16 protein-coding genes and 1 pseudogene are annotated in these 15,917 nt (G+C 70.2%); 11 read left to right on the plus strand and 6 right to left on the minus strand.

The window, feature by feature from the left end; all coding sequences use genetic code 11:
• Window positions 1–51: 51 nt before the first annotated feature.
• The gene (locus tag AB0L06_RS42800) at window positions 52–636 is read right to left on the minus strand and encodes a suppressor of fused domain protein (RefSeq protein ID WP_500237464.1); all 585 of its coding nucleotides are present in this window, start codon (window positions 634–636) and stop codon (window positions 52–54) included.
• Between the two features lie 82 nt (window positions 637–718).
• Here AB0L06_RS42800 and AB0L06_RS42805 point away from each other — a divergent pair, with 82 nt between their 5' ends.
• Window positions 719–1,846, plus strand: coding sequence for a UDP binding domain-containing protein (locus tag AB0L06_RS42805; RefSeq protein WP_500237465.1), 1,128 nt, complete (start codon window positions 719–721; stop codon window positions 1,844–1,846).
• Here AB0L06_RS42805 and AB0L06_RS42810 read toward each other — a convergent pair.
• A complete protein-coding gene (locus AB0L06_RS42810; protein WP_500237466.1) occupies window positions 1,843–2,433 on the minus strand; it encodes a TetR/AcrR family transcriptional regulator in 591 nt (196 codons plus the stop codon). The two genes, AB0L06_RS42805 and AB0L06_RS42810, sit on opposite strands and share 4 nt — an antisense overlap.
• A 73-nt stretch (window positions 2,434–2,506) precedes the next feature.
• On the opposite strand from AB0L06_RS42810, the gene AB0L06_RS42815 reads away from it, so the two are divergent.
• The 6 genes from AB0L06_RS42815 (at window position 2,507) to AB0L06_RS42840 (ending at window position 7,266) form a co-directional block, all read left to right on the plus strand.
• Window positions 2,507–3,634, plus strand: coding sequence for an FtsX-like permease family protein (locus AB0L06_RS42815; RefSeq protein WP_500237468.1), 1,128 nt, complete (start codon window positions 2,507–2,509; stop codon window positions 3,632–3,634).
• Entirely contained in the window at window positions 3,631–4,290 is a 660-nt protein-coding gene (locus AB0L06_RS42820) for an ABC transporter ATP-binding protein (RefSeq protein ID WP_500237469.1), read from the plus strand. Before AB0L06_RS42815 ends, AB0L06_RS42820 begins: the two co-directional genes overlap by 4 nt.
• 122 nt (window positions 4,291–4,412) lie before the next feature.
• Window positions 4,413–5,354 carry an ABC transporter ATP-binding protein gene (locus tag AB0L06_RS42825; protein ID WP_500237470.1) on the plus strand — a complete coding sequence of 314 codons (942 nt, stop codon included), beginning with the start codon at window positions 4,413–4,415 and terminating at the stop codon, window positions 5,352–5,354.
• Entirely contained in the window at window positions 5,351–6,043 is a 693-nt protein-coding gene (locus tag AB0L06_RS42830) for a hypothetical protein (RefSeq protein WP_500237472.1), read from the plus strand. The genes AB0L06_RS42825 and AB0L06_RS42830 overlap by 4 nt, the downstream gene beginning before the upstream one ends.
• A gap of 147 nt (window positions 6,044–6,190) precedes the next feature.
• Complete coding sequence (locus tag AB0L06_RS42835; protein WP_500237474.1) at window positions 6,191–6,490, plus strand: PadR family transcriptional regulator; 300 nt, start codon at window positions 6,191–6,193, stop codon at window positions 6,488–6,490.
• A complete protein-coding gene (locus AB0L06_RS42840) occupies window positions 6,487–7,266 on the plus strand; it encodes a hypothetical protein (protein WP_500237475.1) in 780 nt (259 codons plus the stop codon). The genes AB0L06_RS42835 and AB0L06_RS42840 overlap by 4 nt, the downstream gene beginning before the upstream one ends.
• 22 nt (window positions 7,267–7,288) lie before the next feature.
• On the opposite strand, the gene AB0L06_RS42845 is transcribed toward AB0L06_RS42840, so the two are convergent.
• Window positions 7,289–8,137 carry an AraC family transcriptional regulator gene (locus AB0L06_RS42845; RefSeq protein ID WP_500237477.1) on the minus strand — a complete coding sequence of 283 codons (849 nt, stop codon included), beginning with the start codon at window positions 8,135–8,137 and terminating at the stop codon, window positions 7,289–7,291.
• Window positions 8,138–8,356: 219 nt separating this feature from the next.
• Between AB0L06_RS42845 and AB0L06_RS42850 the strand changes: the two genes are divergently transcribed.
• A complete protein-coding gene (locus AB0L06_RS42850) occupies window positions 8,357–9,388 on the plus strand; it encodes a helix-turn-helix domain-containing protein (protein ID WP_500237478.1) in 1,032 nt (343 codons plus the stop codon).
• Here AB0L06_RS42850 and AB0L06_RS42855 read toward each other — a convergent pair.
• Window positions 9,385–10,677 carry a cryptochrome/photolyase family protein gene (locus tag AB0L06_RS42855; protein WP_500237480.1) on the minus strand — a complete coding sequence of 431 codons (1,293 nt, stop codon included), beginning with the start codon at window positions 10,675–10,677 and terminating at the stop codon, window positions 9,385–9,387. The two genes, AB0L06_RS42850 and AB0L06_RS42855, sit on opposite strands and share 4 nt — an antisense overlap.
• A 144-nt stretch (window positions 10,678–10,821) precedes the next feature.
• On the opposite strand from AB0L06_RS42855, the gene AB0L06_RS42860 reads away from it, so the two are divergent.
• The 3 genes and pseudogenes from AB0L06_RS42860 to AB0L06_RS42870 all read left to right on the plus strand — a co-directional run.
• Window positions 10,822–11,790, plus strand: coding sequence for a MerR family transcriptional regulator (locus AB0L06_RS42860; RefSeq protein ID WP_500237481.1), 969 nt, complete (start codon window positions 10,822–10,824; stop codon window positions 11,788–11,790).
• Window positions 11,791–12,266: 476 nt separating this feature from the next.
• Entirely contained in the window at window positions 12,267–13,004 is a 738-nt protein-coding gene (locus AB0L06_RS42865; protein ID WP_500237482.1) for an SIR2 family NAD-dependent protein deacylase, read from the plus strand.
• Window positions 13,005–13,641: 637 nt separating this feature from the next.
• A pseudogene (locus AB0L06_RS42870) lies at window positions 13,642–14,391 on the plus strand (sensor histidine kinase); the annotation flags it as partial.
• A gap of 40 nt (window positions 14,392–14,431) precedes the next feature.
• Here AB0L06_RS42870 and AB0L06_RS42875 read toward each other — a convergent pair.
• Both AB0L06_RS42875 and AB0L06_RS42880 read right to left on the minus strand, forming a co-directional pair.
• Window positions 14,432–15,292, minus strand: coding sequence for a UDP-N-acetylglucosamine--N-acetylmuramyl-(pentapeptide) pyrophosphoryl-undecaprenol N-acetylglucosamine transferase (locus tag AB0L06_RS42875; RefSeq protein WP_500237483.1), 861 nt, complete (start codon window positions 15,290–15,292; stop codon window positions 14,432–14,434).
• Window positions 15,292–15,900 (minus strand): hypothetical protein, encoded by a 609-nt coding sequence (locus tag AB0L06_RS42880; RefSeq protein WP_500237484.1) that lies wholly within the window; start codon window positions 15,898–15,900, stop codon window positions 15,292–15,294. The genes AB0L06_RS42875 and AB0L06_RS42880 overlap by 1 nt, the downstream gene beginning before the upstream one ends.
• Window positions 15,901–15,917 lie beyond the last annotated feature (17 nt).

Here is a 15,917-nt window from a genome sequence, read left to right on the forward strand (position 1 = left end):
GCAGCAATGTCTCAAGATCCGAACATTCCGCACAACCTGCCAGCGAGGCCGTCAGACGGCGGAGGGACGAGCGGGGTCGGTGGGAATGATGGCAGCCTGATCGAGACGCACCTCAAGGGCTTCGTGTCCGTGTTCGCGCGCGAAGCCCACCTCTGCCGCGGTGACGGGCAATACCCACAGCAGACGAGCGTGACCGCCGACCAGAGGGCAGTGCTCCAGGTCGGGCCCGTGAAGGTAGGGCAGGGACACCATCAAATGGTCACAAGCGGAACCGGGAACCCACGGTCGTCCGATGGCCAAGGAGTGATGAAGGTCCAGGTGGTGGAACACGTGGAAGTGCGCGACCATCGCCAGCAACTCGGCGAAACTGTCATCGCGAACGGGTGCCGACAGCACGAACTCCAAGCCGTGCCCGCGGTCGGTGTGCACTGCATTCCAGCAGCCCGCGGTGATGTAGGTCCAGCTGTCGATCCGCGGGCCGGGAGCCGCGGTCAGCATCCGAAGGCCGGGCAGCGCCTCACGCCGTCCCGCCCCCAGCTCGTAGTCGGCCGACTCGACCACATGCCCGGAGAAGAAACCGCGTACGTGCGCCTCAACCGCCTGGGCGGCCTCAACACGGCCAGCGTCAACCTGCACAGACTCGATTCTCCCAGAGCACACCCTCACCGCATCATTGCTCGCGTGCACAGGAACGGCGACGCGGTGCGAGGTGGCTCACGTGTGTTTGGTCTGTCAGTGGCCCATGGGACGGCGCTGGTTCGGGGAGGCGTTGCACGCCGCGTTGTGGCCGGAGCCGCAGATCGCCGCCAGTGCCGTGCTCCGTCGCTCACTCAGGGCCCGGATCTCTTCCGCGATCCCGCACGCGGCGGCGATGGCGTCGCTGGGGCACGAGGTCATCGGTGTGGACATCGACCAGGCCAAGGTGGACCGGCTGAACGCCGGTGAGTGCCCCATCTACGAGATCGGGCTTCCCGAGCTGCTCGTCCGTCATACCGAGAGCGGGCGGCTGCGGTTCACCACGGAGATCCGCGAGGCCGCCGAGTTCGCCGAGGTGCACTTCATCGGCGTCGGCACGCCCATCGATGTCGATGGACGCTCCTACGACACCAGCCAGGTCTACGGTGCCGTCCGGCAGCTCGCGCCCCACCTCGAGCGTCCATGCACGATCATCGGGAAGTCCACCGTCACCGTCGGGACGACCAGCCAGGTCACCGCGCTCGCTCAGCGGTTAGCCCCCGCTGGCGCGGGTGTCGAGGTCGTCTGGAACCCCGAGTTCCTTCGGGAGGGCCACGCGGTGCAGGACACCCTTCGTCCGGACCGCATCATCGCCGGGCTGACCACCGCCGAGGGCGAGAAGGCGCTCCGCGCCGCCGAACGGGTCAACGAGCGACGTATCGACGTTGCCCTGCGCCTGATTCACCGGGCTCTGGGCGACCGTCTTCTCAAGGGTGCCCAGGTCACCGTCTGGGGTGCCGCCTTCAAACCCGGAACCAGCGACGTCCGCGAATCCCCGGCTCTCGCCCTGGCCCAGGCCCTCCAACAGGCCGGCGCCACCGTCACCGTGCACGACCCGCAGGCACAGGCCACCGCCACGATGCGCCATCCAGAACTCGAGTGCACCTCGGACCTGCCGGGCTCGCTCGACGGCGCCGATCTGGTCGTCCTGGCGACCGAATGGCCCGAGTACCTGCAGGCCGATCCCCAGGCGCTCGTGGCCCTGCCGGCGAACCCCTTGCTCGTCGACTGCCGCACCGCCCTCGATCCCGAGCCCTGGCGGTCGTCGGGATGGACCGTCCACCAGCTCGGCCGACCCGAAAACGCCACGGGGGCGTTGGGGGCGGGCTAGTCGGGGGTGATCGCGGTCAGGGAGGCGTGGATGAGGTTTTGGGTTCGGGTGCTCAGGGTGGTGTAGTCGGCGCCGGATTCCAGGGCGAGGGTTGCGGCGTTGACCAGGCCTTGGAGGAGGGCGGCGGTTTGGTCGGGGTCGTCGTCGCCTAGTTCGGCGAGGGCTTGGACGAGGGGCTCCAGGATGCCCTTGTGGGCTTGGGCGGCGTCGTCGCGGAGGGCCGCGCGGTCGCGTCCGGCGGCCAGGGCCCGGGCGATGCGGTGCTCGCCGTCGCGGACGAGTTCCAGCTGGGCCAGGGCATGGGCCGCGATCTTGTCGGCGGGGGTTTCGGCGGCGTCCATCAGCGCGGCGATGTGGGCCGTCCAACGCGGGGTCGCGTCGGCGACGACGGCGGCGAAGAGCGCGGCGCTGTCGGGGAAGTAGCGGTAGACGCTGTTGCGGGCCAGCCCGGCGCGTTCGGCGACCGCGCCGAAGGTCACCCGGTCGGCGTCGCCGCCCTCCCCCAGCAGTTCGCGGGCCGCCTGGACGAGCGCCCGGCGCTGCTGTTCCCGGTGGTCGGCGACCGTGGCGGCGGAGATCTTCGGCACCTCCTCATCGTAGTGCGGGGATTTGCGGACACCCTGTCGCCATCCGGTAAGTTAGCGACACAGCGTCTCTAACTTGGGGGTTCCGTTGTTCCTCGCCCTGCGCGAAATCCGCGCGGCACGTGGTCGCTTCCTGTTGATGGGCCTGGTGGTGATGCTGGTCGCCGCGCTCGTCGGGATCGTGTCCGGCTTCACCACCGGGCTGGGGAACGACACCGTCTCCGCCCTGCGCGCGCTCCCGGCGACCCACGTCGCGTTCGCGACCGGCGCCAAGTCCGACCAGTTCAACCGCAGCCTCGTGGACGAGGCGACGGTCAGCCGATGGAGGCAGCGGCCCGGCGTCGAGGCCGCCCCCCTCGGCGTCACGATCACCCGCGGGACGACCGATCGCGGCCTGGAGATCGACATGGCCGCGTTCGGCGTCGAGCCCGGGACGTTCCCGGCTCCCCCGGTGCGGCGCGGGACCGGCCTGGACGCCGTCCATCCGGGTCTGGTGGTCTCCGGGAAGCTCGCTTCCGACGGTGTTCGCGTGGGCGACGTCGTCACGGTCGACCGGCTGGGGCTGAAGCTTCCGGTCACGGGCGTGACCGATGACCTGTCCTACGGGCATGTCCCTACGGCGTATCTGCCGCTCGACACCTGGCGTGCCATCAGGTTCGGCATCCCCGGCACGCGGACCGCGGCCGACCAGTTGCCCCGGGACGCGTCCGGTGTGGCGCTCCGGGCCAAGGCGGGTGCGGATCTGGCGGCTGCCGACCGGGCCTTGGGCACGCTGACGCTGCCGATGTCGAAGGTTCTGGAGGCTGCTCCCGGTTACAAGGGCGAGCGCGTGACGATGTCCTCGATCCAGGTGTTCCTGTACCTGATCGCGCCGCTGCTCGTCGGCGCGTTCTTCGCGGTCTGGACCGTCCAGCGGGCGCCTGAGCTGGCGCTGCTGCGCGCCATCGGTGCCTCCCGACGGCGCCTGCTGTCGTACACGGTGCTGCAGGCGGCCCTGGTCGTCGTCGCCGGGACGATCGCCGGAGGCGCGCTCGCGCTGGCGACCGGACTACTGCTCGGCGCGGCCGTGCCGTTCAGCCTGCCCGCCGGGACGCTCCTCGCCACACTCGGCGCCGTCGCCCTCGTCGGCCTGGCGGGCACCTGCCTGACGCTGCGGCGCGTCACCACCCCCGACCCGCTCACCATGCTCGGAGCCTCCCGATGAGCCTGTCTCTTTCCGCCGTCACCGTCACGCGCGGGCACGGCCAAACCCTCACCCCAGTTCTGCGCGACTTCAACGCGAAGTTCGTCCCTGGCGAGGTCACCGCGCTGGTCGGTCCGTCCGGGTCGGGCAAGTCCACGCTGCTCGCGGTGGCGGGCGCCCTGCTCTCCCCCGACAGCGGCGCCGTTGATCTGGACGGCACCGACATCACGCGGCTCAGCGACCGTGAACGCACCCGCCTCCGCCGGGCGCGGATCGGCTACATGTTCCAGACCGGCAACCTGCTCAGCGCCCTGACGGCAACCGAGCAACTGCTGGCCGCGACCTACGTCGCAGGTGAGGGCACCCGCCGACACCACGCCCGGGCCGTCACGGCCCTGGAGGAGGTCGGCCTCGGCGACCGCCTCAAACACCGTCCCGACCAGTTGTCGGGCGGAGAACGGCAGCGCGTCGCCCTGGCCCGCGCCCTGTTCCTCGACCCCAGACTGCTCCTGGTGGACGAGCCGACCGCCGCCGTCGACCGTTCCCAGGCCGACGCGATCGCCGAACTCATCACCGACCGCACCCGCGCCCACGACTGCGTCACCCTGGTCGCCACCCACGACCCCACGGTCATCGCGTCCGCCGACACCGTCATCAACCTGGACGCCGCTCCCTAGCGGCGTTGCGAGCACCGGCGCCCCTGGCATCCGCCGACACCCCACAGCCCCTCCGGACGACCGGGAGGACCCGTTCCCAATTAATACGTGCCGCGTAGTACGTGGCGTGTACTATCACTGGCGTGGCTACCACTGACGCCCCCGTTGTGCTCGACAACGTGACCAAGAAATTCGGCGCCACCACGGCCGTCGACTCCGTCTCCTGGGCCCCGCGGCTCGGCCGGGTGACCGCCCTGGTCGGCCTGAACGGCGCGGGCAAGTCCACCCTGATGCGGCTGATCACCGGCCTCGTCCGCCCCACGGGCGGCGAGGTCGCGGTCGGCGACGTCCGCGGGGGCCGCGCGCTGTCGGCGATGATCGAGGCGCCCGCCCTGTTCAGCGGACTGTCCGCCCGGCGCAACCTGCGCATCCACGCCTCCCTCACCGGCGCGGACCGGGCCGACGTCGCGCGGGTCGCCGAACTGGCGAGCATCGACGACGTGCTCGACCGCCGGGTCAGCGCCCTCTCGCAGGGGTACCGGCAGCGCGTCGCCATCGCGGTCGCGCTGCTCGCGCGCCCCCGCATCCTGCTGCTGGACGAGCCGACCAACGCCCTGGACCCCGAGGCCATCCGCCAACTGCGCCAGCTCGTCCGGAAGGTGGCCGACGACGGCTCGGCCGTCATCGTCTCCAGCCACCAGCTGCGCGAACTGGAGGGCACGGCCGACGCGCTGACCCTGATCCATGAGGGCAAGGTCCGCTACGACGGCCCGTTCGACGCCTTCGTCGGACCGCCGAGCCTGCGGGTGCGAGCCGTCGGCGACGCCGCCAACCGCGGCCTGCTGAACCTGCTGGAGAGCCACGGCATCCACGGCGAACTCGACGGGCCCGCCATCCGGATCCGGCAGAACGGCGGGGACGGCGACGAAATCGCGCAGGCGGTGTTCAGCGCCGCCGCGGGCGCGGGCATCGACCTGACCGAGCTCAGCCACATCGCCCCCACGTTGGAGGAGGCGTTCCAGACCGCCACCAGCGCCGCGTCCACGATCACCGAATCCCCCGTCACCGCTGGAGCCCAGTCGTGAAGTCCTACCGCGCGGAACTCCTCCGCTTCGTCAACCGGTCGTCGATCGCACTGCTCCTGCTGTGCGTGGGCCTCATCCTGTTCTCGATGAGCAACGCCGGCCACCAGCACCACACCCCGCTGTGGGGGTTCCGGCAGGCCGCCATCCTGACCGCCACCCTGCTCCTGGGACGCGCCGCGGTGGTGGCGTCCGGCGACTTCAGCAGCGGCACCATCCGCGCCTGGCTCATCTCCCGGCCGTCGCGCGCCGAGGTGTTCAGCGGGAAGCTCGCCGCCTCGATCACCTTCGCGGTGGGCGCCGCCGTCCTCGCGGGCGCGGTCGCCTACGCGCTCAGCGGCACGATGGGCGACGTCCCCGGTTTCGGCGCGATGGCCGAGGCCACCGGGCAGCTCGCCTTCGCGGGCACCGTCCTGACGTTCTTCGGGCACGCGGTCGGCGTGCTGACCCGGTCGATCCCGGTCGCGCTCACCCTCACGCTCGTCTGGATCCTGCCCGCCGAGAAGGGCCTGCAAGGACACTCGGCCACCCTGGACAAGTGGCTGCCAGGCAGCGTCCTGCAGGACATCACCCTCAACCGCCTCCGGCAAGGGATGTCGCCGACCGGGGCCGCATTGCACTCGGCGCTGCCGTTCGTCCTGCTCGACGTCCTCGCGCTCGTCCTGTTCCTGCGGCGCGACGTCAACAACTGAGTGGACGGCACAGGTGACAGGCCACGAGGTCGCGACGATCCCGGCCAGCGTCCGCGGCCTGGCCGGGGACCTGCGGCGCCACAGTGGCGTGATCTTTCCGGAAGAGTGATACTTGCCGCGTAGTACGCGTCGGGTGAAGGGGGAGGGATGCAGGTCAACGACTCGCAGATCCTGGTGTTGTGCGTGCTGGCCGACGGGCCCCTGCACGGCTACGCCATCAACACCGCGATCGAGGAGCTCACCGGGAACCGGCTCGGACCGGGCAGCCTGTACGGGGCTCTCGCCCGGCTCGAGGCCAAGGGGTTCGTCGAGTACCTGGAGGGCGAGGGCCGCCAGCGTCCCGTCCGGCTGACCGGCACGGGACGCGAGGCGCTCAGGGAGGAGTTGCGGACCATGGCCCACGTCGCCGACGTCGGCCTGCGCAACCTCGGGGCGGCCCCGGCATGACACCCGCTCGCGCCCTGGTGCGGCTGTACCCGGAGGCGTTCCGGGAGCAGTGGGGCCCCGACCTGGAGACCGAGATCGACATGGCGGGCTGGCGATCCTGGCCCAACACCCTGCTGGGCATCGCCGACATGTGGCTCCACCCCTCACTGTGGCCCGCCCGGTCCCCGGCACAGCGCCGGCTGCGCACCACGACGATGGCGATCTCGGTCACCGCGCTGTGCTGGTTCGTCTCCCACGCGGGCGTCGAGGCCGACTCGGCACTGTCCCGCTCCGTCGGCCACTCACAGCCGATGTCGGCGGGCCTGCTCCTGACGCTGACCGGGCTCGCGCTGATCGCGCCGCTGCCCCGGCCGACCGTCGCCGGACTGGCCGTCCTGATCCGCAGGGTCGCGGCCCGGCTGGCCCTCCCCTCGTTGCTGGGCATGTCCGTCGTGCTGTCGGTGCATCTCGGCGTGAACTCCCATACGCCACTGCCGATGCGGGCCTTCCTGCTCGCCTGCTGGTGGACGGCGCTGGCAGTCGGGGCCGTCCGCACCTGCCGGATCACCGCCGACCTCGGCGCGCGGGTCGTCCCGCCCCGTCCGGGCCGCCTGCGCCTCGGCACCTGGGTACTCATCGGCGGCGCGGCCACCAACGCGGCCACAGTCCTCAGCGTCTCGCTACGCCCCGAGGCCGACCTGACCGCGTTTGGAGTCGCCGCCGCGATCCTGGCCCTCATTCCAGCCTTCGGCCTGGTCCTCCGAGACTGCGGCCGGCCGTCCGGGACCGACGGCTGACCACGACCGCGGAGAACCGGGCCTAATCCCCAGCACGTGGCCCGTGGACGTCGACGGTCAGTCTCTGCCGCAGAGTCGACGGGGCTTCGCCCAGGTGGCGGCGGATCGTCCGGGTCAGGTGGGCATGGTCGGCGAAGCCGTACTCCGCGGCGAGTTCGGCGAGTTGGGCGCCGCTGCCTTGAGCCAGGTCCTCCAGCACCGCCCGCACCCGCAGGTCGTTGCGGTACGCGGTGATCGTGCGGCCGGTGACCCGCCGGAAGACCCTGCTCAGGTGCTTGGGCGAGGAGCCGACCATGCCCGCCAGTTCGTCCAGGCCGGTCGTCAGGTGGCCGGAGTTGAGCGCTTCCTGGACCGTCGACGCCAGCCGGCGATGCTGTGAACGCATCGCGGCCGACCCGTGGACGTCGCCGGTGCCCACGGGAGGCTGGGCCAGCAGGGCCTCCAGCAGCATGTGGAGGCGCTCTTCGATCTCCAACCGGTCCACACCCGCCTGGCAGGCGCCGAACAGCTCCCGGTGCCGCAGGCCGACGGCGGCGCTCACCGGGAACGCCCAGTCGCGTCTGCCGGCCAGGACGCCCGCGTGCTCGTCGAAGGCGTCCGGCGTGAAGGTGATCGCGGTGAAGGTGTAGTTGTTGCCCGCCGGCGAGGCGAACCGCTCCTGGGTTCCGGCGAGGTTGACATAGCCGGTGGCCGGATCCAGGAACGACTGACGGCCGACGGCCTCGCGCAGGAAGCCGCCACGGTGGAACAGGCAGAGCCCGTCGGTCTCATCGACGGCGGGCTCCTCCCAGCCGGACGGCTCATCGTCCTGGTTGACGACATGGTCGATCTTCAGGCCGCTGGAAGATGCCGGAAGCAGACATCTGATCATGGTGCCCACTATCGCCCGGTCCCCCGCTCCAGGGAAGGGCGTCACCGAAGCCCCGGGCGGGCCGCCTCGGAGACCGCACGCCTTCCACCCCGCACGGTGGAGTGAGCACCGATGTTCAAGCGCTCCGCGAACCTGATGACCATGCTGACAAGTAGTCACCGAGTCGTCCCCGCGGACCTCACGAGAGGTCCTCCGACCACGTGATCGACGGAGGTCGCCATGGCTCTCACGTACTTCACGACCGGGGGCCTGGAGCCGCGCGACCGACTCGGCGCGTGGCACGAGACCTCGCTGCGTGTGCACGACATCCCCACTCTGATCAGCAGCCCGCACCGGAACGCCTTCGACGCCGCGCTGTCGGCGGCGTCGCTCGGGGACGTCCGGATCTCGCGGCAGACGCATTCGCCGCTGACCATCAGGCGGACAGGCGGACTGATCCGGCGACGCGACCCCGAACGCTACGTCCTCACCCTGATCGAGAGCGGCATCGTCACCGTCGGCCATCAGGTGCGAAGCTCGTCCGCCGGGCGCGGCCAATTACTGGTGATGGACAGCCATCGGCGCTGGCGCGCAACACTGACGTCCACCGATGGGCAGAGGAAGGAGCAGCGGCCGCCCGTTCGCCACCTTGTCATGGACTTCCCACGCCGAGCGCTGTCCCTGCCTCCCGGCCTCGTGGACGACCTGGTCGCGGTGCCTTTCGACGCTCAAGCCGGGATAGGCGCGATCCTGCACCGCCACCTACTCCAAGCGCTGGGCCAGGCGGACACCTGTGGCGAGACCGACCTGAACGTCCTCAGAGACGTCACGCTCGACCTGGTCGGAGCCCTGCTCGCACGTCGGCTCGATGCCGAGTCCGCGCTCTCCCCGGAAGCCCGGCAACGAGCTCTGACGGCACGGATCCACCGCTACATCGACGACAACCTCGCCGACCCGACCCTCTCGCCACAGCGCGTCGCCGACGCCCACCAGATCTCGCTGCGTTTCCTCTACAAGCTCTTCCAGACGCAGGAGACCACGGTCGCCGCCCACATCCGGCTGCGCCGGCTCGACCGCTGCCGCCGTGACCTCGCCGATCCGGGAATGGCCCACCGATCCGTCCAGCGGATCGCGCTCCGCTGGGGGTTCTCCGACCCGTCCCATTTCAGCAAGCTGTTCCACAAAACCCACGACCTCTCCCCTGCCGACTACCGCATCGCCTCCCTGCGCACGTCCGGATACACCGAATCCCCATCACCGTGCACGCCCTAGTCGAAGTCGAGGAGGGGCGATGAGTAGTCGAGGGGGCTTCTGCGGGCGGCGGGAAGTGTCCAGGGGCGGTGGACGTGCGAACGGTCGAGGTCGGCGAGTTCGGGGACGTAGCGGCGGACGTAGCCGCCGGTCGGGTCGAAGCGGGACGCCTGGCGCAGCGGGTTCATGGTCTGGCCTGGGCGGGTGTTGTTGCCGGTCCCGGCGACCCATTGCCAGTTTCCCGCGTTGTTGGCGATGTCCCCGTCGACGAGCCAGTCGTTGAAATGGCGCAGTCCCTGCCGCCAGTCGATGCCGAGGTCACGGGTCAGGAAGGACGCCGTGATCAGGCGGGCACGGTTGTGCATGTAGCCCTCCCGACGCAGCTGCCGCATACCGGCATCGACGATCGGGATCCCCGTGATGCCCTCTCGCCAGGCCGCCAAGGCGTCCTCGTCATGGACCCATCGGTGTCCGCGTGGCCGGTAGTCGGCGCGCGGCAGGTCGGGGAAGGCGGCGGCGACCTGGTGGTGGAAGTCGCGCCAGGCGAGCTGGCGTCGGAACCCGGCGGGGCCCGCCTCGGCCGCTTCGCGGGGCGAGACGCAGCCGAACTTCAGGTACGGGCTGAGCCGGGACGTGCGGTCGGCGGCCAGATCGTCATGGACGGTGTCGTAGTCGGACGCATCGTCCTCCAGCCAGCGCGCCAGACGCCGACGTCCCGCCCGTTCGCCTCCCTCGGCAAGATCAGGGGAGGGCGTGCCCGACGTCAGGTCGGCGAACGTCGGCAACGGGCCGCCTCGCAGCCCGGACGGCAAGTGGACGGTGCGTGGTGTGGCCGCGATCCCACGCCAACGGGTCGCTTCCCAGGCCCGCCAGTACGGCGTGAACACCCGATAGTGATCACCGCCGGACGGGGTGAGATCCCCCGGCGGAACCACCGTGATGCCGGGATGGACGGTGACCTTGAGCCCGAGCTCCCGGAGGCGGGAGAGGCGGCGCCGGGCGTACGACGAGCGTTCGTCGGCGATGAACAGTTCGGTCGCGTCCGTCCGCTGGGCGAGGCGAGCCACCTCCTTCACCGGATCACCGCGCCGGAGCACCAGATCCCCGCCCAGCCCGCGCAGCGAATCACGCAGGTCCGCGAGGGCATCCAGGAGGAAGCGGACGCGGTTGGGGACGCCGAACGGCCCGTCCAGCAGCCCGTCATCGAAGACGAACACCGGGACGGTCCGATCCGCCCGGCAGGCGGCGGCCAGCGCGGGATTGTCACGCACCCGCAGGTCACGGGTGAACAGCATCAGCGAAGTACTCATCATCGGGTGTTCGGCGCCGACGGGCCGTCCGGTTGGCGGATGTCACGTAAAGGCGCTCCACCACGTCAACCGGTATGGCCCCCGGCGACGAATCCTGGATGAAGGGTCATGACAGCAGGCCGATGAGGTCTCGGGAGGAGAGACGTGGGCGAGGCGGAGCAGCCTCAGGCACAGGCGGACGTCGGACTCGGCATCGGGGCGGTGGCGCAACGGCTGGGTGTGGCCCCGTCGACGCTACGAACATGGGACCGCCGCTACGGCATCGGCCCGAGTGCGCGCAGCCCCGGCGGACATCGTCGCTACACCGCCGATGATCTCGCCCGGCTCGAGAGCATGCAGCGGTTGATCCTCTCCGGCCTTCCCCCCGGCGAGGCCGCGCGGGCCGTGCTCGGCGCGTCCGCCGCCAGGCCGCCATCGCCGCGAGGGCATGGCGCGGGCGGCAACCGCGTCCGGCTGAGCATCACCTCCGAAGAGGCGGCAGACCGTGCCCGCGGTCTCGCACGGGCCGCGATGGCGCTCGACGCGGCGGCGATGACGTCCGCCGCGCGCGCCGTCCTCAGCGCGGACGGTGTCGTGGCGGCCTGGGACGGGGTCTTCGTGCCGGTCCTGGACGGAATCGGACGCAAGCACGCGGCGTCCGGTGACTACATCGAGGTCGAGCATCTGCTGTCGGCCGTCCTCCTGCAATGCCTGGCCGAACGAACACCGCTGGGCGACGTGCAAGCGACACCGCCTCCCGCCAACCGACCGGTTCTGCTGGCGTGCGCTCCCGAAGAGCAGCACAGCCTCCCGGTATACGCCCTGGCCGCCGCGCTGGCCGAGGACGAAGCCGCAGTCACCGTGCTGGGCGCCCGGGTGCCGTCCGCGACACTGAGCGCGGCGATCAAGCGAATCGGCCCGCGCGCGGTCTTCGTCTGGTCGCAGACCACCGACACCGGCGACCCGTCCTGGCTCGACGACCTCCCCGGAACACGCCCACCGCTGCGCACGGTGATCGGCGGCCCCGGCTGGGCCCGCGACCGCATCCCCGACGGCGTCCGCCTCGTAACAGCACTCCCCGAAGCCATCAGCGCCCTCGCCGACCTCGTCCCCCGATCAGTCCCAACTGGTTGACTGTGGCGACCTGGAACGGCCGTCTCCGGAAATATGGGGCGGTCCTAATCCCGGTGATGTACGTCACCCACCACACCGGCTCGAAGCGCCATCCGCGCAGGGCCGCCTCACCAAACCCGTTTACGTCCTACAAAACCGCGAAGCCCCATTCGCTGAAAACAGCTCGTTGTTCAATGGGTGGGGTTGGATCGGGTGCGCCGGCAGACGGCGGATCTCAGCCGGGGTGAACGGCACGATCCGCCCGCGGCTCTTGGGGCGTGTGTCGCGGTGGCGGTTAAGTAGGCGGCGGCCATCATCGACAAGGCGAAGTGTCGATACCAGGCGTCCCAGCGGCAAGCCTGGAAGTGGTCCAAACCATTCTCGGACTTGGTAGGCATTCAGCCCCGTGGCTTCAGCATCCCGAGGTCGAGCCGCCGCGTGAATCCTGCGCTGATAATCGGTCGCTTCCGGCCTCGCGCGACCTTAGCATCGCGGGCATGGATCTTCCGGACTGGGCGCGTGACGTCTCGAGGGTCGCGGTGCTCACCGGCGCCGGGATCAGCACCGACTCCGGCATCCCGGACTACCGGGGCGCCAACGGGGTGTGGACCAGGAACCCCGAGCTGCTGGGCTTGTTCAACCGCAAGGACTTCCACGCCGACGCCGACGTGCGCCGCCGGTTCTGGGCCGCGTTGTCGGTGCTGGAAGGGCGCGATGCCGAACCCAACGCCGCCCACCTGGCGCTGGCCCGGCTGGAGTCCACCGGCCTGTCCTTGCGGATCCTCACCCAGAACGTTGACGGCCTGCACCAGCGGGCCGGGTCGACGCACCGCAAGGTCCTCGAACTCCACGGCTCGATGGCCACCACCACCTGCACCCGGTGCACCGCCAAGACGCCGACCGAGGACGTTCTCCGCAGAGGTGAGGACGACCCGGCCTGTGCCTCGTGCGGCGGAATCCTCCAGCCGTCGATCGTCCTGTTCGGACAGTTCCTCGACAAGGACCTCCTGGGCAAGGCCGCCACCATCGCCCAGGCCGCGCAACTGTTCGTCGCGATCGGCAGTTCGCTGCTGGTCGAGCCCGCAGCCGCACTGTGCCGGGTCGCCGTCGAGGCCGGGGCCACACTAGTGATCATCAACCGTGACCCGACACCGTACGACGACCTCGCCACCGAGGTGATCAGGGAGCCGATCGGTGTCGCCGTCCCCGCCCTCTGCGCGGCCCTTCATCCGTAGTCGTGGGTTCAATTCCCACACACGCCATCGTGACCCGGGCACTTTGCGGCTTGGTGCCGGCTCTGCGAAGGCCTGGCGGTCGGCGGCATGGAAGAGGCTGGGATCCTGCCGTCACACACGATCATGTTGGAGCTCGATCAACTGATCAGTGAGTACCGGCCCGTACTCTGGGGCTGGGAACGAGGCGGGTGCGCTGCCGTTCGCGCGTCCTGCTTGTGGCGTTGTCGGCCTGCATGCGGTTTCGAGCGCGACAACTCGTACTTGCCGCGCAAGCGGCTCGGCGGGCCCTGGCTGATCGCCACGGTGCGCGGCGTCGGCCACCGCAGCGGCACAGGACCGGACGCCGAGAACGAGGAAAGACAACGTGGATAGGGCACCTGGGTTGAGCGTCCGCCTCAAGCTCACCCTCAGCTACGTCGGATTCCTCATGATCGCGGGCACCTTACTGCTCGCCGCCGTGTGGGTGTTCCTCCTGCGAGGACGGTCGAAGGGGCTGTTCGTCCCCGGTCCGCGCGACTTCCTCCGCACCTTCGAACCAGGCAGCTTCGGTCCGGCCGTCTTCGTCCCGGCCGCGATACTGGTGCTGGCGTTCCTGCTGGTGTTCGGCCTCGCCGGGGGGTGGGTTCTCGCCGGGCGGATGCTGGTCCCGCTGACCAGCATCACCGATGCCACGCGCGCGGCTGCGAGGGGGTCGCTCTCTCACCGGATCGAGTTGGAGGGGCGCAGGGACGAGTTCCGAGAGCTCGCTGACGCCTTCGACGGCATGCTCGCGCGGCTCGAAGCGCATGTCGCCGAACAGCAGCGCTTCGCGGCCAACGCCTCTCACGAGCTGCGTACCCCACTTGCGATCATGCAGACCATGCTCGACGTCGCTCGCAACGATCCGAGCCGGGAGAGCAGCGAGTTCGATGAACGCCTCCGCGCCGTCAACGCCCGAGCGATCGACCTCACCGAGGCACTGCTGCTGCTCAGCCGCGCCGACCAGCGCACCTTCGCCCGAGACGACGTCGATCTGTCTCTCATCGCGGAGGAGGCCACCGAGACGCTCCTCCCCCTCGCTGAGAAGCATGGCGTCGTCCTCGAGACCTCCGGGGACATCACCCCGACCATTGGGTCCCAGGCGCTCCTGCTGCAGTTGACCACGAATCTCCTGCACAACGCGATCGTCCACAACCTGCCCGAAGACGGCACCGTCCGGGTCAGCACCGCTGTCGGTCCCGAGGGCGCCGTGCTCACGGTCGAGAACACCGGCGACAAGCTCAGCCCGCACGTGGTCTCCAACCTCACCGAGCCGTTCCAGCGCGGCACCGAACGCGTCCGCAGCGACCACGTGGGCGCCGGCCTCGGACTGACGATCGCCAAGAGCATCACCCAGGCTCACGAAGGAACGCTCTCGCTTAGTCCGCGCGCGGGCGGCGGGCTCCGCATCAAGGTACGGCTACCCACGGCAGGTCCCGTAGGAAGCAGGACGAGATTCCAGCTTGGCCGGTGTACCCGCGTCGCTCGTAGACCTTGTGCGCTTCCGACCGTGACCTTGGCTCACTCCAATCCTCGTGAGGCGGTACTTCGCTTCTCAGCGACCGCGATGAGCACGTGCCGAGCCAGGGCGACGTCCGCGTCCGGTGCGCCGGCCGCCGACGCGCGGGCCGACGGCGGCCAGTTCGGCGCATGTCATCGCTCCCGAGCAAGCCACCGGTCACCATCAGTACCGGCCCGTCGGGCCGCAGTCCGAACCGGCGTCGGGCGGCGTCGCGCAGCCCGGGCCGGTCGAGCCCGCTGACCGCCGGCCGCAGCGGAATCCCGATGGCGGTGGCGTGAGCCAGCCGGACACTCGGCGCGGCGGTGAACACGTGCGTCGTCATCCGGGCCGCCAGCCGGTTGGCCACTCCGGGCCGGGCGTTCGCCTCGTGGATGACGATCGGCAGGCCCCGCCTGTGGGCGGCGAGGTAGGCGGGCATGGCCACGTAGCCGCCGAAGCCCACCACGACCTCGGCCCGGACGCGGTCGAGCACGGCCTCGGCCGCCCGCACCGAGTCGCGCAGCCTGCCCGGCGTTCCCAGCAGGGCCCGGTTCAGTTTGCGCGGCAGCGGCGCCGGCGGGATGAGTTCGAGCGGGTAGCCGCGGGCGGGGACGAGGGTGGTGTCCAGGCCGCGGACGGTGCCGAGGGCGGTGATCTCGGCCGTGGGTTCCAGGCGGCGCAGGGCGTCGGCGAGGTTCATCGCGGGCTCGATGTGCCCGGCGGAATGGCCACCGGCGACGACGACGCGCGGTGGCGGCTCGCTTGGCATCACGATGCCTCTCTGATCAAGATTCCGCGGCTCGCGTGAAACCGCTCGAATACCTGCATGGGCAATGACACGGAGTCTGAATTGTGCGAGTAGCCCGACGGATTATGGAACCGCACGACACCGTAATCGACCGCATAGACCAGCACGAGGTGGCCTCCGCGTTGGGGCGCAGGGGTGTTCGGGTCCCGAATATCAGGTGATACTGACGCGATCATGACCTGCCCGGGTCGCACCTCTCGGCTGGAGACGTGCATGGGGGTGTGCTCGACCAGTTCGCAGTGGAAACCGAACTGCGAGCCGACCCAGGCCATGAACGGCCGGTAGATGAGTCCTTGAACCTCGCCGGAGGGCTCCACCACGTAGCAGCCCCGGTCGAGGGCCAGCGCGAGGAGTTCGCCCATCGGCAGTCGGATGTCGGTCCAGCCCAGGAGCAGCGACTGCAGGCACGCCAGACCGCAGACCTTGCGGGACCAGAACAGGTATTCCTCGCTTGAGCGGTATCCATCGGAGGCCCAGTCGTGCAGTCGCGATGGATCAGGACCACCCAGGAAGACCTCCAGCCCTGATGGACCGGTGCGCCGCATGACGACGTCGTCGTTGCGTTCCAAGTGTCCCCACTGCGAGA

It is taken from the genome of Spirillospora sp. NPDC052269 (genome assembly GCF_040679435.1).
Lineage (GTDB): Bacteria > Actinomycetota > Actinomycetes > Streptosporangiales > Streptosporangiaceae > Spirillospora.